Origin of the sequence: Stutzerimonas kunmingensis, assembly GCF_032106285.1 — a bacterium.
Taxonomy (GTDB): domain Bacteria; phylum Pseudomonadota; class Gammaproteobacteria; order Pseudomonadales; family Pseudomonadaceae; genus Stutzerimonas; species Stutzerimonas kunmingensis_B.
Window position 1 is genome coordinate 25,459 of sequence record NZ_DAMCPO010000030.1, and the last position, 21,387, is coordinate 46,845.

General features: G+C 64.8%; 24 protein-coding genes. 19 read left to right on the forward strand and 5 right to left on the reverse strand.

Annotation, left to right across the window (positions count from 1 at the left end):
• Positions 1-100: 100 nt before the first annotated feature.
• Both RT582_RS19110 and RT582_RS19115 read left to right on the forward strand, forming a co-directional pair.
• Positions 101-493 (forward strand): globin, encoded by a 393-nt coding sequence (locus RT582_RS19110; protein ID WP_003298284.1) that lies wholly within the window; start codon positions 101-103, stop codon positions 491-493.
• A gap of 175 nt (positions 494-668) precedes the next feature.
• Positions 669-887, forward strand: coding sequence for a DUF2788 domain-containing protein (locus RT582_RS19115; protein ID WP_003298283.1), 219 nt, complete (start codon positions 669-671; stop codon positions 885-887).
• A 19-nt stretch (positions 888-906) separates the two neighbouring features.
• Here RT582_RS19115 and RT582_RS19120 read toward each other — a convergent pair whose 3' ends face one another.
• A complete protein-coding gene (locus tag RT582_RS19120; protein ID WP_313479330.1) occupies positions 907-1,545 on the reverse strand; it encodes a pseudouridine synthase in 639 nt (212 codons plus the stop codon).
• A 291-nt stretch (positions 1,546-1,836) separates the two neighbouring features.
• On the opposite strand from RT582_RS19120, the gene urtA reads away from it, so the two are divergent.
• From urtA to RT582_RS19185, 13 genes are all read left to right on the forward strand, one after another.
• The gene (urtA, locus tag RT582_RS19125) at positions 1,837-3,105 is read left to right on the forward strand and encodes an urea ABC transporter substrate-binding protein (protein ID WP_313479332.1); all 1,269 of its coding nucleotides are present in this window, start codon (positions 1,837-1,839) and stop codon (positions 3,103-3,105) included.
• 176 nt (positions 3,106-3,281) lie between these two features.
• The gene (urtB, locus tag RT582_RS19130) at positions 3,282-4,853 is read left to right on the forward strand and encodes an urea ABC transporter permease subunit UrtB (RefSeq protein WP_313479335.1); all 1,572 of its coding nucleotides are present in this window, start codon (positions 3,282-3,284) and stop codon (positions 4,851-4,853) included.
• The gene (gene urtC, locus RT582_RS19135; protein WP_041015926.1) at positions 4,850-5,926 is read left to right on the forward strand and encodes an urea ABC transporter permease subunit UrtC; all 1,077 of its coding nucleotides are present in this window, start codon (positions 4,850-4,852) and stop codon (positions 5,924-5,926) included. Before urtB ends, urtC begins: the two co-directional genes overlap by 4 nt.
• A complete protein-coding gene (urtD, locus tag RT582_RS19140; RefSeq protein WP_101275185.1) occupies positions 5,926-6,777 on the forward strand; it encodes an urea ABC transporter ATP-binding protein UrtD in 852 nt (283 codons plus the stop codon). The genes urtC and urtD overlap by 1 nt, the downstream gene beginning before the upstream one ends.
• A 129-nt stretch (positions 6,778-6,906) precedes the next feature.
• Positions 6,907-7,605, forward strand: a complete 699-nt coding sequence (gene urtE / locus RT582_RS19145) for an urea ABC transporter ATP-binding subunit UrtE (RefSeq protein WP_313479337.1) — start codon at positions 6,907-6,909, stop codon at positions 7,603-7,605.
• A gap of 218 nt (positions 7,606-7,823) precedes the next feature.
• On the forward strand, positions 7,824-8,657 hold the full coding sequence (locus tag RT582_RS19150) for an urease accessory protein UreD (RefSeq protein ID WP_313479340.1): 834 nt from the start codon (positions 7,824-7,826) through the stop codon (positions 8,655-8,657).
• A 136-nt stretch (positions 8,658-8,793) separates the two neighbouring features.
• Positions 8,794-9,096, forward strand: coding sequence for an urease subunit gamma (ureA, locus tag RT582_RS19155; protein ID WP_014818998.1), 303 nt, complete (start codon positions 8,794-8,796; stop codon positions 9,094-9,096).
• Between the two features lie 11 nt (positions 9,097-9,107).
• Positions 9,108-9,662 (forward strand): GNAT family N-acetyltransferase, encoded by a 555-nt coding sequence (locus RT582_RS19160; protein ID WP_084799373.1) that lies wholly within the window; start codon positions 9,108-9,110, stop codon positions 9,660-9,662.
• The gene (locus RT582_RS19165) at positions 9,659-9,964 is read left to right on the forward strand and encodes an urease subunit beta (protein ID WP_110775805.1); all 306 of its coding nucleotides are present in this window, start codon (positions 9,659-9,661) and stop codon (positions 9,962-9,964) included. Before RT582_RS19160 ends, RT582_RS19165 begins: the two co-directional genes overlap by 4 nt.
• 148 nt (positions 9,965-10,112) lie before the next feature.
• Positions 10,113-11,813, forward strand: a complete 1,701-nt coding sequence (ureC, locus tag RT582_RS19170; RefSeq protein ID WP_313479343.1) for an urease subunit alpha — start codon at positions 10,113-10,115, stop codon at positions 11,811-11,813.
• Positions 11,814-12,173: 360 nt separating this feature from the next.
• Complete coding sequence (locus RT582_RS19175; RefSeq protein ID WP_014818994.1) at positions 12,174-12,902, forward strand: hypothetical protein; 729 nt, start codon at positions 12,174-12,176, stop codon at positions 12,900-12,902.
• Between the two features lie 328 nt (positions 12,903-13,230).
• Entirely contained in the window at positions 13,231-14,703 is a 1,473-nt protein-coding gene (locus tag RT582_RS19180; protein ID WP_313479347.1) for an NCS1 family nucleobase:cation symporter-1, read from the forward strand.
• Between the two features lie 68 nt (positions 14,704-14,771).
• Positions 14,772-15,953, forward strand: a complete 1,182-nt coding sequence (locus tag RT582_RS19185) for a GAF domain-containing sensor histidine kinase (protein WP_313479349.1) — start codon at positions 14,772-14,774, stop codon at positions 15,951-15,953.
• Here the strand turns inward: RT582_RS19185 and RT582_RS19190 are convergent, their stop codons facing one another.
• Positions 15,954-16,220, reverse strand: a complete 267-nt coding sequence (locus RT582_RS19190) for a DksA/TraR family C4-type zinc finger protein (RefSeq protein ID WP_003301757.1) — start codon at positions 16,218-16,220, stop codon at positions 15,954-15,956.
• Between the two features lie 202 nt (positions 16,221-16,422).
• On the opposite strand from RT582_RS19190, the gene RT582_RS19195 reads away from it, so the two are divergent.
• Positions 16,423-17,148: a TorF family putative porin gene (locus RT582_RS19195; RefSeq protein WP_014818990.1), complete on the forward strand. Its 726-nt coding sequence runs from the start codon at positions 16,423-16,425 to the stop codon at positions 17,146-17,148.
• A 6-nt stretch (positions 17,149-17,154) separates the two neighbouring features.
• Here RT582_RS19195 and RT582_RS19200 read toward each other — a convergent pair whose 3' ends face one another.
• Complete coding sequence (locus tag RT582_RS19200; RefSeq protein WP_003301755.1) at positions 17,155-18,018, reverse strand: isocitrate lyase/PEP mutase family protein; 864 nt, start codon at positions 18,016-18,018, stop codon at positions 17,155-17,157.
• A 100-nt stretch (positions 18,019-18,118) separates the two neighbouring features.
• Entirely contained in the window at positions 18,119-18,991 is an 873-nt protein-coding gene (locus tag RT582_RS19205) for a DMT family transporter (RefSeq protein WP_278398899.1), read from the reverse strand.
• Between the two features lie 266 nt (positions 18,992-19,257).
• On the opposite strand from RT582_RS19205, the gene RT582_RS19210 reads away from it, so the two are divergent.
• The 3 genes from RT582_RS19210 (at position 19,258) to RT582_RS19220 (ending at position 21,096) form a co-directional block, all read left to right on the forward strand.
• On the forward strand, positions 19,258-19,743 hold the full coding sequence (locus tag RT582_RS19210; RefSeq protein WP_041015919.1) for a GNAT family N-acetyltransferase: 486 nt from the start codon (positions 19,258-19,260) through the stop codon (positions 19,741-19,743).
• A 163-nt stretch (positions 19,744-19,906) separates the two neighbouring features.
• The gene (ureE, locus tag RT582_RS19215; protein WP_301632172.1) at positions 19,907-20,407 is read left to right on the forward strand and encodes an urease accessory protein UreE; all 501 of its coding nucleotides are present in this window, start codon (positions 19,907-19,909) and stop codon (positions 20,405-20,407) included.
• Positions 20,404-21,096 carry an urease accessory protein UreF gene (locus RT582_RS19220; RefSeq protein WP_313479356.1) on the forward strand — a complete coding sequence of 231 codons (693 nt, stop codon included), beginning with the start codon at positions 20,404-20,406 and terminating at the stop codon, positions 21,094-21,096. Before ureE ends, RT582_RS19220 begins: the two co-directional genes overlap by 4 nt.
• A gap of 84 nt (positions 21,097-21,180) precedes the next feature.
• Here RT582_RS19220 and RT582_RS19225 read toward each other — a convergent pair.
• A partial coding sequence (locus RT582_RS19225) for a hypothetical protein (RefSeq protein WP_313479359.1) occupies positions 21,181-21,387 on the reverse strand: 207 nt, incomplete at its 5' end.

A 21,387-nucleotide genomic window follows, 5' to 3' on the forward strand; every position in this document is an offset into this window, starting at 1 on the left:
GCACCGCCTCGCATACGGATGATCCCGGCCGGGGCGGATCGTCCATCGCCCGCTCACCGGCGGGCCTCGCTGCAAAATGCCCTCGTGCAAGGGAATGCCCATGAAAGACACCAACCGCGTCATGCAGAGCTACGGCCGCTGCTGCGCCAGTCCCGACTTCTTCGATGACTTCTATGCGTCCTTCCTCGCCAGCTCGCCTGCGATTAGGGAGAAGTTCGTGCGCACCGACATGACCGCGCAGAAACAGCTGCTGCGCGCCGGCATTCTCAATCTGGTGCTGTTCGCCCGCGGCATGCCGGATACCAAACTCCGCGCGCTGGGCAAAAGCCATTCACGCGAGCAGCTGAATATCCACCCGGAACTCTATGACCTGTGGATCGCGGCGTTGCTGAAAACCATCGGCCAGCACGACGGGGAGCTGCAACAGCAGGACCTGCAGGCCTGGCGCACGGTGCTGAACAAGGGCATCGACGTGATCAAGGCGGCCTACTGAATACCGGTGAGACATTTCGCCGCACCGGCGCCCGCCTCGCGCGATCCGAACGCTTTCCGAGCTCGACCGTCCAACCAGCGGTGGCACACGCGCCGACTAATGCCGGCGTATACTGCGCCGCTTTCGCGCCCGGCCTGCCACGGGCGCATTCGTCGAAGTCAGTCAGGAGATCCCTGTGGAGCCCGAAGTTTTCGAAAAGTGGATGATGATCGTGCTCGTCGGCGGGCTGATGGCCTTCATGGCGTTCATCATCTGGGACCTGGCCAAGAAGTCGAAGGCCGGCCGCCTCGGCACCGCCATCCTGTTTCTCGGTTTAGGCCTGTGTCTGTTCGCCTTTCTCGCCAAGCCGGTCATCGGTTACGTCATCGAAGTGACTCAGGGCATCCCGCACTGAGCTGATGCCAAGCCGGCGCCTACAGCTGCGCCGGCACCTCCCGCCACTCACCCGGCTGCAGGCCATCGAGCGCCCACGGCCCGATGCGCACCCGCACCAGACGCAGGGTCGGCAACCCGACCGCCGCCGTCATGCGTCTGACCTGGCGATTACGCCCCTCGCGAATCACCAATTCCAGCCAGCTGGTCGGCACGCTCTTGCGAAAGCGCACCGGCGGGTTGCGTGGCCATAGCTCGGGCTCGTCCAGCTGCCGCGCTTCGGCGGGCAGGGTCAGGCCGTCGTTGAGCTGGACGCCATCGCGCAAGCGCTGCAGCTGCTCGGCGCTGACCTCACCCTCCACCTGCACCCAGTAGGTCTTCGGCAGCTTGTGCTTGGGGTCGGCGATGCGCGCCTGCAACTGACCGTCGTTGGTCAAGAGCAGCAGCCCCTCGCTGTCGCGATCCAGCCGGCCAGCCGGATAGACGCCCGGCACCTGCACGTAATCCTTGAGCGTCGCGCGGCCATTGGCATCGTTGAATTGCGTCAGCACGTCGAACGGCTTGTTCAGCAACAACAGGCGTGGCTCGGCCGGCGGTGCCTTGGCCACGCGCCGCGGCGCGGATGGGCGCGCGGTTCGTGCAGGCGGACGCGAGGATGGAGGACGCGGTGGACGGGGCATGGCGACGGGTCTCGATACGGGCCGGCCATGCTAGAAGTGACACCCGGCAGCTGCAAGTGGCGGAGCCACTCGGCGCGGCACTGAAATCGGGCAAAGCGGCCTCCCGCGGTGCACCACCGCCCTTCGCGTGCACCAGCATGGCTCACCGCGAAAGCAGCCCGATCAACCCAAGATCGACGCAAAGCTGCGTCGCAGAAGGCTTTGCGCCATTTGGCACGGATGCTGCCATTACTCCTGGCGTTCCGATGTTTTCAGCCCACAGTTGCGCACGGACAGCCAAGGAGCCCCACAATGAAACGCCGTCCTCTGATCAAGACCACCCTCGCCGCCAGCGCCCTGATGCTCAGCGGCCTGTTCCCGTTCACCCTGCAGGCCGCCGAGACCATCAAGGTCGGTATCCTGCATTCGCTGTCCGGCACCATGGCCATCTCCGAGACCTCGCTCAAGGACATGGCGCTGATGACCATCGACGAGATCAACGCCAAGGGCGGCGTGCTCGGCAAGCAGCTCGAGCCGGTGGTGGTCGACCCAGCCTCCAACTGGCCACTGTTCGCCGAGAAAGGGCGCCAGCTGCTGACTCAGGACAAGGTGGCGGTGACCTTCGGTTGCTGGACCTCGGTGTCGCGCAAGTCGGTACTGCCAGTCTATGAAGAACTCGACGGCCTGCTGTTCTACCCGGTGCAGTACGAGGGCGAAGAGCTGTCGCCGAACGTCTTCTACACCGGCGCGGCGCCAAACCAGCAGGCCATCCCGGCGGTCGAGTACCTGATGAGCGAAGACGGCGGCAGCGCCGAGCGCTTCTTCCTGCTCGGCACCGACTACGTCTACCCGCGCACCACCAACAAGATCCTGCGCGCCTTCCTGATCAGCAAGGGCGTGCCGGAATCGAACATCGAAGAGGTCTACACGCCGTTCGGCCACAGCGATTACCAGACCATCGTCGCCAACATCAAGAAGTTCTCCGCAGGCGGCAAGACCGCAGTGGTCTCGACCATCAACGGCGACTCCAACGTGCCCTTCTACAAGGAACTGGCGAACCAGGGCCTGGAAGCCACTGACGTTCCGGTCGTCGCCTTCTCTGTCGGTGAAGAAGAGCTGCGCGGCATCGATACCAAGCCACTGGTCGGTCACCTGGCCGCCTGGAACTACTTCCAGTCCGTGGAAAACCCGGTCAACGAAGCCTTCGTCAGCAAGTGGAAGGCTTACGCCAAGGCCCAGAACCTGCCGGGCGCCGACAAGGCGGTGACCAACGACCCGATGGAAGCGACCTACGTCGGTATCCACATGTGGGCGCAGGCAGTCGAGAAAGCTGGCACCACGGATGTAGGCAAGGTCCGCGACGCCCTCGCCGGCCAGACCTTCGAGGCGCCGAGCGGCTACACCCTGACCATGGACGAGAAGAACCACCACCTGCACAAGCCGGTGATGATCGGTGAAGTCCAGGACGACGGTCAGTTCTCGGTGGTCTGGGAAACCGAAAGCCCGGTCCGCGCGCAGCCGTGGAGTCCCTACATCCCGGGCAACGACAAGAAGCCGGATTACGCGGTGAAGTCGAACTAACCGCTGCGGTCGCCGCGGTGGATGGATGACGCGCCAACTCCGCGTCCCGATCCACCCTGCGATCACTCGGCTTTCGTTGGGCGGATCGAGACGCGTAGTCGAGACGATCTCATCCGCCTGCCCACCGCCGCCAGCTCCGCCAAGAGAGCACACGGCGCCCCCTGGGGAATACACAGATGAACACTGCCCTGCACCGATTATTGCTGCTGCTCCTGCTCGCCCTGCCCTGGGCGGCACAGGCCGGAGACGCAGCCGACTACGCCAAGGCCAGCCCGGCCAAACAGGCCAAGCTGCTGGAAAGTTGGGCCGCCGTGCCCGCGCCTGAGCGCCTGCCGTTGATCGAAGCGCTGCGCGCCAGCCGCGTGGTGATCGACCAGAACAAGACGCCCTTCATCGATGAAAACGGGGCCTACCGAGCCCTCGAAGGCGACGCCGAGCCGGTCGGCACGCCGAAGAAGCTGCGCCTGAACAACCGCCTGCGTGGTCTGCTCAACACCGCTCTGGCCAGCCACCAGCTGTTCGCCGAAGACCCCGCGCAGCGCCTCGCTGCGGCCAAGCGCCTGCAGCGCAGCGGCAAGCCGGAACAGCTCGAGCTGCTCCAGCAGCGCCTGGACGTAGAGGAAGATGCTGCCGTCAGCGAAGCGCTGACCCTGGCGCTAGCCAACCTGCAGCTGACCGCGAGCGACCCGGCCGTGCGCCTTGCCGCCGTGCGATTGCTTGGCGAAACCGGTGCTCCGCTGGCGCGGGTAAGGCTGGAAAACCTGCTGGCCGACGAGGCGGAAACCGACGCCGCCGTGCGCAAGGCCGCCGAGACCAGCCTGACCCAGGTCAAACGCAAACTGCTGATCGGCGAACTACTCGGCCAGGCCTTCAGCGGCCTGTCGCTGGGCTCGATCCTGCTACTCGCCGCCCTCGGTCTGGCGATCACCTTCGGCCTGCTCGGCGTGATCAACATGGCTCACGGCGAGATGCTCATGCTCGGCGCCTACACCACCTACATGGTGCAGGTGCTGATGGCGCGTCTCGCCCCTGAAGCGCTGGCGTTCTACCCACTGGTGGCGCTGCCGGTAGCCTTTTTCGTCACCGCCGCGATCGGCATGGCGCTGGAACGCACGGTTATTCGCCACCTCTACGGCCGCCCGCTGGAAACTCTGCTGGCGACCTGGGGCATCAGCCTGATCCTGATCCAGCTGGTGCGCGTGCTGTTCGGCGCGCAGAACGTAGAAGTCGCCAACCCCGGCTGGCTCTCCGGCGGGTTGCAGGTGCTGCCTAACCTCGTGCTGCCCTACAACCGCATGGTGATCATCGGCTTTGCGCTGTTCGTGGTGCTCCTGACCTGGCTGTTGCTGAACAAGACGCGCCTGGGCCTGAACGTGCGGGCCGTAACCCAGAACCGCAACATGGCCGCCTGCTGCGGTGTGCCCACCGGACGCATCGACATGCTGGCCTTCGGGCTGGGCTCCGGTATCGCCGGCCTCGGTGGTGTTGCACTTAGCCAGATCGGCAACGTCGGCCCGGATCTCGGCCAGAGCTACATCATCGACTCCTTCCTGGTGGTGGTGCTCGGCGGTGTCGGCCAGCTGGCCGGCAGCATCTTCGCCGCCTTCGGCCTGGGCATCGCCAACAAGATCCTCGAACCGCAGATCGGCGCCGTGCTGGGCAAGATCCTCATCCTCGCGCTGATCATCCTCTTCATCCAGAAGCGTCCTCAGGGACTATTCGCTCTCAAGGGGAGGGTCATCGATTGAACCAGCCACTCACCCTCACCGCCGCACAGAAAGCCGGGCCGAAACTCACCGCCGTCGCCCTCGGTATCGCTTTGGTCGTGTTGCTGGCCATGCCGCTGCTGCACCTGCTGCCGGCCGAGCATGCCCTGCACGTCTCGGCCTACACCCTGACCCTGGTGGGCAAGATCCTCTGCTACGCCATCGTCGCCCTGGCGCTGGATCTGGTCTGGGGTTACGCGGGGCTCTTGTCCCTCGGCCACGGCCTGTTCTTCGCCCTTGGCGGTTACGCCATGGGCATGTACCTGATGCGGCAGAGCGCCGGTGACGGCCTGCCGGCGTTCATGAGCTTCCTCGCCTGGAACGAACTGCCCTGGTACTGGTACGGCACGTCGAGCTTCCTCTGGGCCATGTGCCTGGTGGTGCTGGTGCCCGGCGTGCTGGCCTTCGTCTTCGGCTTCTTCGCCTTCCGCTCGCGGATCAAGGGCGTGTACTTCTCGATCATGACCCAGGCGCTGACCTTCGCCGGCATGCTGCTGTTCTTCCGCAACGAAACCGGCTTCGGCGGCAACAATGGCTTCACCGACTTCAAGACCATCCTCGGTTTCTCGATCTCGGCGCCGGCGACCCGCGCCACGCTGTTTCTCGCCACCGTGGCGCTCCTGGCCGGCAGCCTGTACCTGGGCTTCCGCCTGGCGCGCAGCAAGTTCGGCCGGGTGCTCACAGCGCTGCGTGATGCGGAGAACCGGCTGATGTTCTGCGGCTACGATCCGCGCGGCTACAAGCTGTTCATCTGGACGCTGTCCGCCGTGCTCTGCGGCCTGGCCGGTGCGCTCTACGTGCCGCAGGTCGGCATCATCAACCCCAGCGAGATGGCGCCGACGCAATCCATCGAGGCCGCCGTCTGGGTCGCCCTCGGCGGGCGCGGCACGCTGATCGGCCCACTGCTCGGCGCCGGTATCGTCAACGGTATGAAGAGCTGGTTCACCGTGGCCTTCCCCGAATACTGGCTGTTCGCCCTCGGCGCACTGTTCATCATCGTCACCCTGTACCTGCCCAAGGGCGTCATCGGCCTTATCAAGCGGAGGGGCGAATGATGAAAACCGTACCTTGCAGCGCCGTCATCGACGGCTTCGATCCCACCGGCGGAGGCCTGACCCGCGATGCCATCGGCCTCGGCCGGGTAGCCGAGAAGGGCCTGGATGTACGCCATGGCACCATCCTCAGCCTGGAAGACATCAACGTAAGCTTCGATGGCTTCAAGGCGCTGACAGACCTCAGCCTGTACATCGGCGTCGGCGAGCTGCGCTGCATCATCGGCCCCAACGGCGCCGGCAAGACCACCATGATGGACGTCATCACCGGCAAGACGCGCCCCACCAGCGGCAGCGCCTGGTTCGGCGAAACGCTGGACCTGACCCGCATGAGCGAGGTGGACATCGCCCAGGCCGGCATCGGTCGCAAATTCCAGAAGCCCACGGTGTTCGAAGCGCTTTCGGTGTTCGAGAACCTGGAGCTGGCGCAGAAGACCGACAAGTCGGTATGGGCGAGTTTGAGAGCCAAGCTCAACGGCGAGCAGAAGGACCGCATCGACGAAGTGCTGGAGACCATCCGCCTCGGCCAGTCGCGTCATCGCCCGGCCGGGCTGCTGTCCCACGGGCAGAAGCAGTTCCTCGAGATCGGCATGCTCTTGATGCAATCTCCGCAACTCTTACTGCTCGACGAGCCGGTGGCCGGCATGACCGACGCCGAAACGGAATTCACTGCCGAGCTGTTCAAGTCCCTGGCGCGCAAGCATTCGCTGATGGTGGTCGAGCACGACATGGGCTTCGTCGAAACCATCGCCGACCACGTCACCGTGTTGCATCAGGGCCAGGTGCTGGCCGAGGGTTCGCTGCAACAGGTGCAGGCGGACGAGCGGGTGATCGAGGTGTATCTGGGGCGTTGAGCAAAAAGGTGGATGGCTTCGGCCATCCACCCTACGCCCGCCGAACGTAGGGTGGATAACGCCGCAGGCTTATCCACCGAAAACGGCGCAGCCTTTTCCACGCGTCACGAAAGAAACAAGGACATCGACATGCTGCAAGTCCAGCAACTGCACCAGTACTACGGCGGCAGCCACATCCTGCGCGGCCTGTCGTTCGAGGCTAAGGTCGGCGAAGTCACCTGCCTGCTCGGGCGCAACGGTGTCGGCAAAACCACCCTGCTCAAGTGCCTGATGGGCCTGATTCCGGCCAAGGAAGGCGCGGTGAACTGGGAGGGCAAGCCGATCACCGGCTTCAAGCCGCACCAGCGCGTGCACGCCGGCATCGCCTACGTGCCGCAGGGTCGCGAGATCTTCGGCCGCCTGACCGTCGAGGAAAACCTGCTGATGGGCCTGTCCCGCTTCAGCGCCAGGGAAGCCAAGGAAGTACCCGAGTTCATCTACGAGCTGTTCCCGGTTTTGCAGGAAATGAAGCACCGCCGCGGCGGTGACCTCTCCGGCGGTCAGCAACAGCAGCTGGCCATCGGCCGCGCGCTGGCGAGCAAGCCGCGCCTGTTGATCCTCGACGAACCCACCGAAGGCATCCAGCCCTCGGTGATCAAGGAGATTGGTGCGGTGATCAGGAAGCTCGCCGCCCGCGGCGACATGGCGATCCTCCTGGTGGAACAGTTCTACGACTTCGCCGCCGAGCTGGCCGATCAGTACCTGGTCATGAGCCGCGGCGATATCATCCAGCAGGGGCGCGGCGAAACGATGGAGGCCGAAGGCGTACGCGGGCTGGTCGCGATCTGATCGGAAGAATGCACCGCAACGGCGCATAAAAAGCTCAACGCACCAGCCCGAAGCACAGGAGCATCAGCAGAGACGCCTGATCAGGACGCCAACTCGCGGCGGAAAGCCCTGCAGCACCGAGCTATCGGCCGCGCCACAGGACGACGCACCAGGGCAGCGCACAACAGGCATGGCGATTGCTCTGCTTTCCTGACCGACAGATCGAAAAGCCTGCGCCCATGAACGCCCCTGCACCGCTGTTCACCCCCCACTGGCATGCCGAGCTCGAGCTCGGTTATGCGCTGTGCGCCGGCGCCACGCGGCCGGTGCTGCGTCGCCACAACGGGCCGCTGCGGGTGCAGAAGCATCTCTACCCAGAGGGATCTGAGGTCTGTCAGCACATCATCGTGCACCCGCCGGGTGGCATTGCCGGTGGGGATCGGCTGGATATCAGCGCCTCGGTTGCCGCCGGTGCCTGGGCGCAACTGACCAGCCCCGGTGCGGCCAAGTGGTATCGCGCAGTCGGCCCGGCGTTTCAGGACCTGCGCCTGCGCGTCGAAACCGGCGCCACGCTGGAATGGCTACCGCAGGAGACCATCGTCTACTCCGCAGCGCAGGCCGAGCTGAGCACGGTCATCGAGCTGGAAGGCGACGCGCGGCTGTTCTACTGGGACATGGTGGCGCTCGGCCGGCCGGCAGCAGGCGAGCGCTTCGACGCCGGGCATTTCCAGGCGCGCCTGGATATCCGCCGTGATGGCCAGCTCATCTGGCATGAACGCCAGCGCATCGCCGGCGGCGACGGCCTGCTGGATTCGCCGATCGGCCTCGACGGGCGTTCGGTGTTTGCGACCCTGATCGTCAGCGGCGAAATCGACGCCGAGCTGATGGAACGCTGCCGTGAATTGCCCAGCCGCGTGCGTGGCGACCTGACCCAGCTGCCCGGCCTGGTGGTCGCGCGCTGCCTCGCCGACGAAGCGCTGCATGCGCGCGCCTGGCTGATCGACCTATGGCGGCTGTTGCGCCCTGAACTGCTGGGCCGCGAGGCGGTACCGCCACGAATCTGGAGTACCTGAATGACCGGTGGGCAAGGCTGCGCCGTTGCCCACCCTACGCCGGCGCTTGCCAAGTGCCGCCCGATGATCGCTGCGTGGTCTCGACCACGAGCCGGTGGATGCGAAAAGCGACGTCCACCCTACGACTGGAGCTGTTATGGATCTGTCACCAAGAGAGAAGGACAAGCTGCTGATCTTTACCGCCGGCCTGGTGGCCGAACGCCGTCTGGCGCGCGGGTTGCAGCTCAACTACCCGGAAGCCATGGCCTACATTTCCGCGGCACTGCTCGAAGGTGCGCGCGACGGCCGAACGGTCGCCGAGTTGATGCACTTCGGCACCACCCTGCTCAGCCGCGAGCAGGTGATGGAAGGCGTGCCGGAGATGATCCCGGAGATCCAGGTCGAGGCCACCTTCCCGGATGGCACCAAGCTGGTCACCGTGCATCAACCTATTCCCTGAAACGCGGGTCAATGTCTACTGCGAACGACCTTGAACCGTTTTTGAAGGAACTCAACGTGCAGATACGCGACGCCCTGGACACCGACCTCGCAGGCATCCTGCGGATCTACAACGACGCGGTAGAGAACAGCACGGCAATCTGGAACGACCGGATCGTCGACCTCGACAACCGCCGCGCCTGGCTGGCCGAGCGCCACGATCAGGGTTACCCGGTGCTGGTGGCCATCGACGAGGGGGGCCAGGTGGCCGGCTATGCCTCGTTCGGCCCCTGGCGCCCGCATGACGGCTTTCGCCACACCGTGGAGAACTCGGTGTACGTGAGCCCCGACCACCGCGGCAGCGGCATCGGCCGCAGCCTGATGAAGGCGCTGATCGAGCGCGCCCGGCAGCTGGAAAAGCACGTGATGGTCGCCTTCATCGAAAGCGAGAACCGCGCCTCGGTGCATATGCACCAGCAGCTCGGCTTCATCCACGTCGGCCAGATGCGTCAGGTCGGCTGCAAGTTCGGCCGCTGGCTGGACCTGACCATGATGCAACTGACCCTGAACAGGACGTCCCAACCATGATTCCCGGCGAATACCAGATCCAGGACGGCGAGATCGATCTCAACGCCGGCCGCCGCACCCTAACCCTCTGCGTGGCCAACAGCGGCGACCGGCCGATCCAGGTCGGTTCGCACTACCACTTCTTCGAAACCAACGATGCGCTCACCTTCGACCGCGCCGCCACGCGCGGCATGCGTCTGAACATCCCGGCCGGCACCGCGGTGCGCTTCGAGCCGGGACAGAGCCGCGAGGTGGAACTGGTCGAGCTGGCCGGCGATCGCCGGGTGTTCGGTTTCGCCGGGCGAGTGATGGGCGCGCTTTAAAAGCCCCTCACCCCAGCCCTCTCCCAAGGGGAGAGGGAGAAAAGCAGCCACTGCGACGGAATGGACCAACGCCGATCAGCCCCCTCTCCCTCCGGGAGAGGGTTGGGGTGAGGGCAGAGCCAATACAGGGACCGACCAAGGAGCCCCGATGAAGATCAGCAGACAAGCCTACGCCGACATGTTCGGCCCCACCGTCGGCGACAAGGTACGCCTGGCCGATACCGAGCTATGGATCGAGGTCGAAAAGGACTTCACCACTTACGGCGAGGAAGTGAAGTTCGGCGGCGGCAAGGTGATCCGTGACGGCATGGGCCAGGGCCAGCTGTGCGTCGCCGACGTGGTCGACACGCTGATCACCAACGCGCTGATCCTCGACCACTGGGGCATCGTCAAGGCCGACGTGGGCCTCAAGGACGGACGCATCGCGGCCATCGGCAAGGCCGGCAACCCGGACATCCAGCCGGACGTGACCATCGCCATCGGAGCCGCGACGGAAGTCATCGCCGGCGAGGGGATGATCCTCACCGCCGGCGGCATTGACTCGCATATCCACTTCATCTGCCCACAGCAGATCGAGGAGGCCTTGATGAGCGGCGTCACCACCATGATTGGCGGCGGCACCGGGCCGGCTACCGGCACGAACGCCACCACGGTGACGCCCGGCCCCTGGCACATGGCGATGATGCTCAAGGCCGCTGACGCCTTCCCGATGAACATCGGCTTCACCGGCAAGGGCAACGCCTCGCTGCCCGAGCCGCTGATCGAGCAAGTCAAGGCCGGCGCCATCGGCCTTAAGCTGCACGAAGACTGGGGCACCACGCCCGCCGCCATCGACAACTGCCTGAACGTGGCCGACCAGTACGACGTGCAGGTGGCGATCCACACCGACACCCTGAACGAATCCGGCTTCGTCGAGACGACCCTCGGCGCGTTCAAGGGCCGCACCATCCACACCTACCACACCGAGGGTGCCGGCGGCGGCCACGCGCCGGACATCATCAAGGCCTGCGGCTTCTCCAACGTGCTCCCCAGCTCGACCAACCCGACGCGGCCCTTCACGCGCAACACCATCGACGAGCACCTGGACATGCTCATGGTCTGCCACCACCTCGACCCAAGCATTGCCGAGGACGTGGCCTTCGCCGAAAGCCGCATCCGTCGCGAGACGATTGCGGCCGAAGACATCCTGCATGACCTGGGTGCCTTCTCGATGATCAGCTCCGACAGTCAGGCCATGGGCCGCGTAGGCGAAGTGATCACCCGCACCTGGCAGACCGCCGACAAGATGAAGAAGCAGCGCGGCGCCCTGCCCGGTGATGGCGCCGGCAACGACAACTTCCGCGCCAAGCGCTACATCGCCAAGTACACCATCAACCCGGCGATCACCCACGGCGTCAGCCACGAGGTGGGCTCCATCGAAGTCGGCAAGTGGGCCGACCTGGTGCTCTGGCGCCCGGCCTTCTTCGGCGTGAAGCCGACGCTGATCCTCAAGGGAGGTGCCATTGCCGCCAGCCTGATGGGCGACGCCAACGCCTCGATCCCGACACCGCAACCGGTGCACTACCGGCCAATGTTCGCCAGTTACGGCGGCTCGCTGCATGCCTCCAGCTTTACCTTCATCAGCCAGGCCGCGTTCGAGGCCGGCGTGCCCGAGCAACTGGGGCTGAAAAAGAAGATCGGCGTGGTGAAGGGCTGCCGTTCGGTGCAGAAGAAAGACCTGATCCACAACGACTACACGCCGGATATTCAGGTCGACCCGCAGAACTATCAGGTGCGCGCGGATGGGCAGTTGCTCTGGTGCGAACCGGCCGAGGTGCTGCCGATGGCGCAGCGGTACTTTTTGTTCTGATCAACCTGTTCTGATCGACCGGTTGTGATCGGCAGCGCGCCGGGACGGAGGGCCAATTGCCTTCCAGCCAGCGCGCGTTTTGACCATCGCCGCAAGGTCGATGCTCGCGCTGCACTTCGTCGGTTCGCGAGTGAATCAACCGTTCGATGGATTGGGAAAGTCGGGCATGGAATTACCGTCTGACAACCCAAGCGCAACGCTCTACCCAGGGATGCATGGATGCGCAGCGACCACCGGCTACCGTGGCTGGCGGGAGGCATTGCCGGTGTCGCGTTCGAGGGGAAAGCGGGCGATTTCGGGTAACCGCGTCAGCTGAAAAACCAGCGGCGCGATTGACTGAATCCTACGGAGAAACAATCGATGTTCAAAACCAACGCGCTTTTCGCTGCTGTACTCGCCGTCTCTGCCACCCAGGCTATTGCGGCCAGCAGTGAAGCGGTTATCGAACAAAACGGTGTTGACCAGATCGCCGATGTCTACCAGGAAGGCGTCGGCCAGGCTTCGTACATTTATCAGACCGGCGCTTCGCAGCAGAACAGCGCCACGACCACCCAGCTCGGCCAGGACAACTTTTCCGAGGTGACTCAGCAGGGTGCCTTGCACCAAGCCGATGTCATTCAAACCGGCGTCGAGGGCGAGGTGTTCATCAGCCAGTACGACCGGGACAACAGCACGATCGTCGAGCAGGCCGGCTTTGCCAACAGCGCCGACGTGACCCAGGACGGCGTGAGCAACGATGTGGTGCTGATCCAGGACGGCGCGTACAACAGCACCATTGTCGATCAGTTCGGGGAGGGCAACGAAGCGCTGATCTCCCAGAGCGGCCAGGAAGGCATCGTCGATCTCATCCAGACCGGCAACATGAACGTGGCCGATATCGATCAGGCCGGAATCGGCAACTCCGTCGACCTGGAGCAGCAGGGCGACGGCAACCTCGCGCTGGTCGATCAGTTCGGCGATTCCAGCCAGGCCGTGCTGCTGCAGACCGGCGCCGACAACTTCGCGACAGTGACCCAGGCAGGCTTCGCCGACTACGCCAGCGTCAGCCAGACCGGTAGCAACAACACCGCGATCGTTACCCAGCAGTAATCGCGTCCATCGGCCGGTTCGGTCGGAAAGCCAGGCCCCACGCAGGCCTGGCTTTTTTATGTGCCATCGGAAAGCACCCTGCTGGTGCACTGCACGCACCTCAGGCTCTCGAGCGGCGCATCCGCAGACAGGGCTTTGCACTCGACCCGCCTAAAATCGCCACCCTTTCTGTATACAAAAACTCCAGGTTAACTGTCTGCGAGCGCCTAGAATCCAGGGGTTGGCGACGTAGCGCGCTGCGCCACAGCCGGTCAATTCGCGAGCTCTGCCTTACGCGGAACAAGAACTGCATACAAAAAATCCACAGTCTTGCTCAGAGCGCTCTCCCATGAACCATGACGATTTCCAGATCAAGCAGATCGATCCCAGCCTGTACAACGCCGATCTCGCGCCACTTGCCCCGGCTGAGCGCAAATGGGGCTGGTTCGAGATCTTCAATGTGTGGTCAAACGACATCCAGAGCCTGTTCGGCTACACCCTCGCAGCCACGCTGTTCATCAGTTACGGCCTCAATGGCTGGGCGGTCCTGGCGGGCATCGTGCTGGCCGGTTTCATCGTCATGGGCCTGGTGCAGCTCACCGGCAAGCCCAGCGTGAAGTACGGCATTCCGTTCCCAGTGATGGCGCGGGCGAGCATGGGGGTACGCGGCGCGAATTTCCCGGCGGTGGTACGCGGCATCGTCGCGATCTTCTGGTACGGCGTGCAGACCTATTTCGCCTCGACCGCGGTGGCCCTGTTGCTGCGGACACTGCTCGGCAGCGAGCCACAGGCCGCCACGCTGCTCGGCCTGACGGCCATCGAATGGGCCGCCTACGTGATCGTCTGCGTGTTTCAGGTGGCGCTGTTCGTCCGTGGCGTCGACTGGGTAACGCGCTTTCTCAACTGGGCCGGCCCGCTGGTCTACCTGGTGATGATCGTGCTGATGATCGCCATCTGGTATCAGGCCGGCCCGAGCCTGCTCGGCGCCCTCGGCGACATCTTCAGCGGCAGCGGAGAGCACGCTGGCGGACCGATCGCCGCTTTCGCCGCGGTGGTCGGCACCATGGTCGCCTACTTCGCCGCCGTGGTGATCAACTACGGCGACTTCGCCCGTTTCGTGAAGAGCGAACGGCAGATGCGCATCGGCAACTTCCTCGGTCTGCCGGTGAGCCTGGCGATCTTCTCGCTGATCGCGCTGGTGATCACCGCCGGGACCGTGGTGGTGTTCGGCGAAACGCTGACCAACCCCACCGACATCGTCGCGCGCATCGACAACGTGACCCTAACAGTGGTGGCCGCCATCACCTTCTTTGCCGCCACGGTCGGCATCAACCTGGTCGCCAACTTCATCCCGCCGGCCTACGACATCGCCAACCTGGCACCGGCCAGGATCAGCGCGCGTACCGGCGGTTTCACTACCGCGGCCATCGCCTTCTTCATCGGCGCGCTGTGGGTGGCCTTCATCAGCGAGGTGGGTATCGCCGCCTTCGTCGACACGCTGGGCGCGGTGCTGGCGCCGCTGTACGGCATCATCGTCGCCGACTACTACTTGGTTCGCCGCCAGCATCTGGACCTGCAGCAGCTGTTCTCCACCGAGCGCAGCGGGATCTACCACTTCAATGCCGGCTGGAACCGCAAGGCGATGATCGCCTTCGGCGTCAGCGCGCTGTTTTCGGTGGCCTCGGTGTGGGTGCCGGGCCTGGAGAGCCTGTCCGGCTTCGCCTGGCTGCTCGGCGCGCTGTTCGGCGGCGTGCTGCACTACGGACTGATGCGTAACCAGTCGTTGCTCGCTCGGGCGGGGCAACCCGCTCCGCTCGGCTGACCGGCGCCTGCTGCAGAGGTCGGCCATGTTAAAGTGGCCGGCCTTTTTACGTCGCTCAGGGCCTGCAGATGGTGCGATCCATCCTCGACGACCTGCTCACCGTCCAGCGCATCAGCGCCGTCCCGGCCATCCTGCAAGTGGTCAGCGAAACCACTGGCCTGCGCTTCGCTGCGGTTGCCCGCGTCACCGAAAATTCCTGGACGGCCTGCGCCGTGCTCGACCGCATCGAGTTCGGCCTGAAGGTTGGCGGTGAACTCGACGTGACCACCACGCTGTGCAGCGAAATCCACACTTCGCAGCAGCCGATCATCATCAGCCAGGTGAGCGCCGACCCCGACTACTGCAAGCATCACACACCGCAGATGTACGGCTTCGAAAGCTATATCTCGGTGCCGGTGCTGCGCGCCGACGGCAGTTTCTTCGGCACGCTCTGTGCGCTCGACCCGCTACCACGCGACCTGTCCAGCCCAGCGACGCGGGCGATGTTCGAGTCATTTGCGCGGCTGCTGACGCTGCAGATCGAAGCCGAGGAGCAACAGCAAGCCACGCGTGCGGCGCTGGCCGATGAGCGCATCACCGGCCACCAGCGCGAACAGTTCATCGCCCTGCTCGGCCATGATCTGCGCACCCCACTGGCCTCGATCCAGGCGGCTAGCGATCTGTTAGTCCGGCGCTCTACGGAACCCGATACGCAACGACTCGCCGAGCATGTGCGCACGTCCAGTCAACGCGCCTCACGAATGGTCGATGATCTGCTGGATTTCGCCCGCGGCCAGCTGGGCAATGGCATACCGCTGAACTGGACGGCCTCGGCCAACTTGCATCTTGTTCTATCGCAGGTGGTCAACGAGCTGCGTACCGCCTATCCACGCCGGGTGTTGCTTGACCAGCTGCCGGAGCTGCCGGTGTTCGGGTGCGACCCGGACCGGATCGCCCAACTGCTGGCCAACCTGATCACCAACGCGCTGCACCATGGCGCCAGTACCGGCCCGGTGATCGTGAAAGCCGAAATAGTCGACGGGCATTTCCAGCTATTGGTACACAACCGCGGCACGCCGATCCCAGCTGAACGGCTAGAACAACTGTTCCATGCCTATTCCCAGGAAGACGACACCTCGCGCAACGGGCTTGGGCTCGGGCTGTTCATCGTCGATCAGGTGGCCAAAGCCCATGGCGGCGGCATGCGGGTAACCTCCAGCGCCGAAGCCGGTACCACCTTCACCTTCCGCATGCCGCTGCAGCGCGTCTGATCAACGCAGCTGGCTGTCCTTGCTGCCACGGCGGTTGTAGCCGCTGAACCTGGCGTCTTCCTTGTCCTGCTCGGCCTGGCACTTGATGCACAGCCTGACGCCGGGCACTGCCTGGCGCCGCGCTTCGGGAATGGCCGCGCCGCACTCCTCGCAATGCTTGAGGCTCTCGCCGCGGGCGAGCTTGCTGCGGGCGCGCTGCACTGCGTCTTCGACGGTACTGTCGATCTGCTCCTGGACGGCACCGTCACCTGCCCAACCTGTAGCCATGCTCACCTCCCGCATCGGCTCGATGCTGTTCTGCGTTGGAGTCATTGCGCGGGCGGATGCTCACCCCAGGCGATACCGCCCATCGAATGACGCCGGGCAATCGACGGATGGCGCTGCCCGAGCGGCACAGTCGCCTATCCTGCCCCGGTTCACGCCGACGGCTCAGCGCCTCGGGCATTTGCGAACCGGCAGGGCAGCCAGCATGAAGCGCATCTTACCGATCATAACCAGCCTGCTCCTGGCAGCGGGCTGCGCCAGCGAACCACAGGTGCTTGAGCGCGAACTGGGCACCTTCGACCTCAAACTGGGCACCGAGCCCGCCCGCAGCATGGCTCAGGGGCTGGTGCAACCGAGCACCGGCAATGCATTCCATGGCGGACTCGATCTCACCCATGCCAGCGGGCTGTATGTCGGGCAATGGTCCCCCAGCGTCGGATTGGTCGACGGTAGGCAACTCGAGGTGAATTCCTATCTCGGCTATGCGCAGCAGAACGATCATGACCAACTCGGCTACGAGATCGGCCTGATGCGCTACAGCTTTCCGGAACTGCCCGAATGGGATCGACACGAATACTACGGTGGCCTGACGCTGGGCGACCGCCGCCTCGGCGCGGCGCTGAACAGCGCCGCCGGGCGCACCGACAGCACGCTTTATCTGGACCTGGGCACGGTGACGCCTTTCGCCGTCGGCGTCCGCGTGAAGTACTCAAGCCACGCGCTGGCCGCACCGCATTATCTCGGCGGTGGCGACAGCGTGGACCTGTTCAGCGACTGGTCGCTCGACCTCTCGCGGCCCTGGCTGGGCCTGCAGCTGAACCTGTCCTACAGCGACTCCAGCCTGAGCGGCCAGGCGTGCAGCGCCTACTCGGGACAGAACCCGCGCTGCGACGGCCTGCTGACCTTCCGCGCCGAGCGGCAGCTGTTCTGAGCGCGGCTATTCCTTGACCTGCATGTATTCCTCGGCCCAGACGACGTATTCATCGGCCGTGGAGTATTTGACCGACAGCTGCGAAGCGTTCAGGTCCAGCGCATCGACCTGGCGTTGCTCGCGCAGGCAGTCGTAGGTGGCCTTGATCGCTGCGAAGTAGGCCGCGTGGCCGTTGACCACGATGCGCACGCCGAGCGCCGCCAGCCGCGCGTTGTCGCGCAGGTTGGGGTTGCCGTAGGTGACCAGCATCAGCGGCTTGCTGAGCTGGCTGGCGATGCTTTCCAGATGGTCGAAGTCCTCGATGCCGACCAGACAGATGGCATCGGCACCGGCCTTCTCGTAGGCCTGGGCGCGGGCGATGACTTCCTCGAAGCCGATCACGCCGGCATTGGTCCGGCCGATGATGGCCATTTCCGGATCGACCCGCGCCTCCAGCGCCGCGCGGATCTTGCCGACCGCCTCGAACATGCCGATGAGGTCGGTGGAGCGGCGACCGAATTTGGGTGGCAGCAGGGTGTCCTCGATGGTCAGCGCGGAAATTCCGGCGCGCTCCAGTTCGGAAACGGTGCGCATCACGTTCAGCGCGTTGCCGTAGCCATGGTCGGCGTCAGCCAGTACCGGCAGCTGGGCGACGCGGCAGATGCGCGTGGCCTGCTCGACGAACTCGCTCAAGGTGATGAGGTTGAAGTCCGGCGCGGCGAGGACCTGCAGCGAGGCCACCGAGCCACCGAGGATGCCCACTTCGAAACCGAGGTCGGCGGCGATGCGCGCGGACATCGGGTCGAACACCGAGGCGGTATGGAAGCAGCGGTCGGCGTTCAGCAGCTCGCGAAAGTTGCGGCGCAGGTCGTGATGAGAGAGTCGCGGCATATAGGCTCCATGGGTGCACGCAAGGGTCGATTCGCCCTGTCTTTTCATTTCAGTGTTGTTGAGAAGCTGCCTGGTCGGCCGAATGGCACATTTTTGCTGTTTATCCCTCGGCCGGCCCCTGGCGGCGCTGCACATAAGCCATGCACAGGCCGCTGGCGATGATCACCGCCATACCGATCAGCGCTCCGGCATCCGGCGCGTGATTGAAGGCGACATAGCCGACCACCCCGGCGAAGACGATCTGCCCGTAGGTAAACGGCGCCAGGGTCGCCGCGCTGGCGAAGCGGAAGGCATTGGTCAGCAGCAGGTGGCCGAGCATCGCCATGCCGCCGAGCGCGCCCATCAGCAGCGCGTCGTGCAGCGTTGGCGTACGCCAGTTGAAGACCACCAGCACGCTCAAGGTCACACAGCCGACCAGGCTGGTCAGGTAGTTGCTGGTCACCGGGTGGTCGGTACCGGCCAGGCGCCGGGTCACCAGCTGATACACGGTGAACGACAGCGCCGCGCCGAAGGGCAACAGCACCGCCGGCGTGAACAGCGCCGAACCGGGCCGCACGATAATCACCACCCCGAGCAGACCGAAGCCCACGGCCAGCCACTGGCTGCGGCTGACCCGCTCGCCCAGCAGCGCCGAAGCGATGGTTACCAGCACCGGGGTCAGAAAGATCACCGCGGTGGCCTCGGCCAGCGGGATGAAATGCAGGCCGTTGATGAACAGCAGGCTCACGCTGACCAGGCTCAACCCGCGCAGCAATTGTGGCCACGGGCGCAGGGTGCGAAACACGCGCTGGCCCATGCGCGGCACGAACAGCGCGGTCATCAGCACCGTCTGCGCGACGTAACGAGCCCAGATGACCAGGAACACCGGGTAGATTTCCGAGAGGTGTTTGGCCAGCCCGTCATGACTGGCCAGCAACAGACCCGACAGCAATATCAGCAGAACGCCGTAGAGCGGGTGATGGTGATCGTTCAACGCAGGCCTCAGCCACTTGTTAGCAGGCTAACCATTATGCCTGTCATCTTGTCGCACCGCTGCACCAATCAGCTGAAACCATTCAGCCCAGCGAGGACGGTGGCGCCACTGCCCTGTCCGTTCCGCTGCGTGCGCTGACTGAGCCCGGACGCGCCGCCTGGCGGCAAGCGGAACGCCGGCATTTCGCGTATGATCGCCGGCTTTTTGCCGAGCCGCGTGGCGTTTCGCGGCGTTCGAGTGTAGTCGTGATGTACCAGTTGAGAGCGATGCAGGAGCGCGATATCCCTGCCGTCCTGGCGATCCAGGAAGAATCCTATGCCGCCGAGGTCCTGGAAGACGAGGCGGTGATCCGCTCACGTCTGGCGACATTTCCGCAGTTGGCGTGGGTGGCCGAGGATGACGAGGGTGTGTGCGCCTATCTGTTCGCCTACCACTCGCGACTGGGTAAGGTGACGCCGCTGGACGGGGAGTTCTGCACCGACGGCGAAGCCGATTGCCTTTACCTGCATGACCTGGCCGTGGCCGGACGGGCCGCCGGCCGCGGCATCGGCCCGGCACTGGTGCGGCACAACCTGCAACAGGCTGGTGCCGCACAGCTGCGTTATTCGGCACTGGTGTCGGTGCAGGATTCCACCGGTTTCTGGTCGCGTCTGGGCTACGAAGCCCACGACGAACTCGACCCGCCGCAGGCCGGCAACCTGGCCAGCTACCAGATCCCTGCCGTGTACATGGTGCGCGACCTGCACCAGTAAGGCGCACGCACCTTCCCCGGCCCCGACTGGCGCACTATGACGGTGCGTTCAAAGCCCCATTATCAGGCACGCAGGCCCGAATGGCGCCGCGATCGCGATATATGGGGCCGGTTGGCAAGCCACTTGCTCTTGTTCCGGAAACGATCCGACCGGAACTCTGCTCATGCTGGTGATTCGCCAACGCATCGACGCCCGCCCCGAGTGGCAGGCCGAACTCGAACTGACCTACGACGCGCGCAGCAAGAGTCGCCTGCGCTGCTTCAGTACCAGCGGCGAGGATGTCGGGCTGTTTCTCGAACGCGGCCAGCCGCCGCTGCACGATGGCGAATGTCTGCTCGCCGGTGATGGCCGTGTCGTGCGCGTGCGTGCTCGGCCCGAGCAACTGCTGCACGTCACCTGCGCCAGCGCTTTCGAACTGACCCGCGCGGCGTATCACCTGGGCAACCGCCATGTCGCACTGCAGGTCGGCGATGGCTGGCTGCGGCTGCTCGACGACTACGTGCTCAAGGACATGCTGTTGCAGCTGGGCGCCCAGGTCGAACACATCGAAGCCCCCTTCCAGCCGGAGCATGGAGCCTACGGCGGAGGTCATCACCATTCCCACGCGGGTGAGGCAGAGTTCAGCTACGCGCCGCGCCTGCACCAGTTCGGCGTACGGACGTGAACGCGACGGCCGCTCCCGGCTCGGCCTGGGCGCTGCTCCGGCTGGCCAGCCCGCAGCTGCCGATCGGCGGCTACAGCTATTCCCAGGGTCTGGAAATGGCGGTGGAAAACGGCTGGGTGAACGACTCCGACAGCGCTCGGCGTTGGCTGGAGGATCAACTGCTGCTCAACCTCGCGCGCTTCGAGGCGCCGCTGCTGCTCGCGCATTGCGAAGCGGCGGCACAGGACGACTGGCCGCGCCTGTTACAGCTCGCCGCCGAGCACCGCGCCAGCCGCGAAACCCGCGAACTGCAGCTGGAAAGCCGGCAGATGGGCTATTCCCTGACGCAGCTGCTCGACGGCCTGCCGGAACTCGACCAACCCGCTCGCGATTGTCTCGCTGCCGCTGGCGAGCCCGGCCTGGCGCTGGCCTGGGCACTCGCCGCCCGCGCCTGGCAAATCACACCGGCCGATGCGCTGGCAGCCTGGCTGTGGGGCTGGCTGGAAAACCAGCTGGCGGTGCTGATGAAGACGCTGCCGCTGGGACAGCAGGCGGCGCAGCGCTTGACCTCACAGCTGTTGCCGGTCCTGAGCCAGGCGCAGCGGGAGGCCAGCGAGCTGCCGGAAGCAGCCTGGGGCAGCGCGCCGTTTGGACTGGTGCTGACCAGCATGGCGCATGAGCGGCAGTACAGTCGGTTGTTTAGGTCATGAGCGGATCGAGTCCGGCGTTGCAGTGCGCGCCTGTAGGAGCGAGCGCTGCTCGCGAACCCGCTGGTCACTCGTGGCGCACGGTGTTCACCGAACCAATGCGAAGGAATCTTGGCCGCGAAACTGTTGGCTTTCTGCATGAGTGCCGGCGCTCCGCGCTTTCCTCGGCGCGAGCGACAGGTTGCGCCTCTCACGGCGCCTTACTTTTCTTTGCACGCGCAAAGAAAAGTAAGCAAAAGAAAGGTTCATCGCGCTTTCCCGGGGAAGGCAGCCTTGATTTTCAGGAAGAAGTAT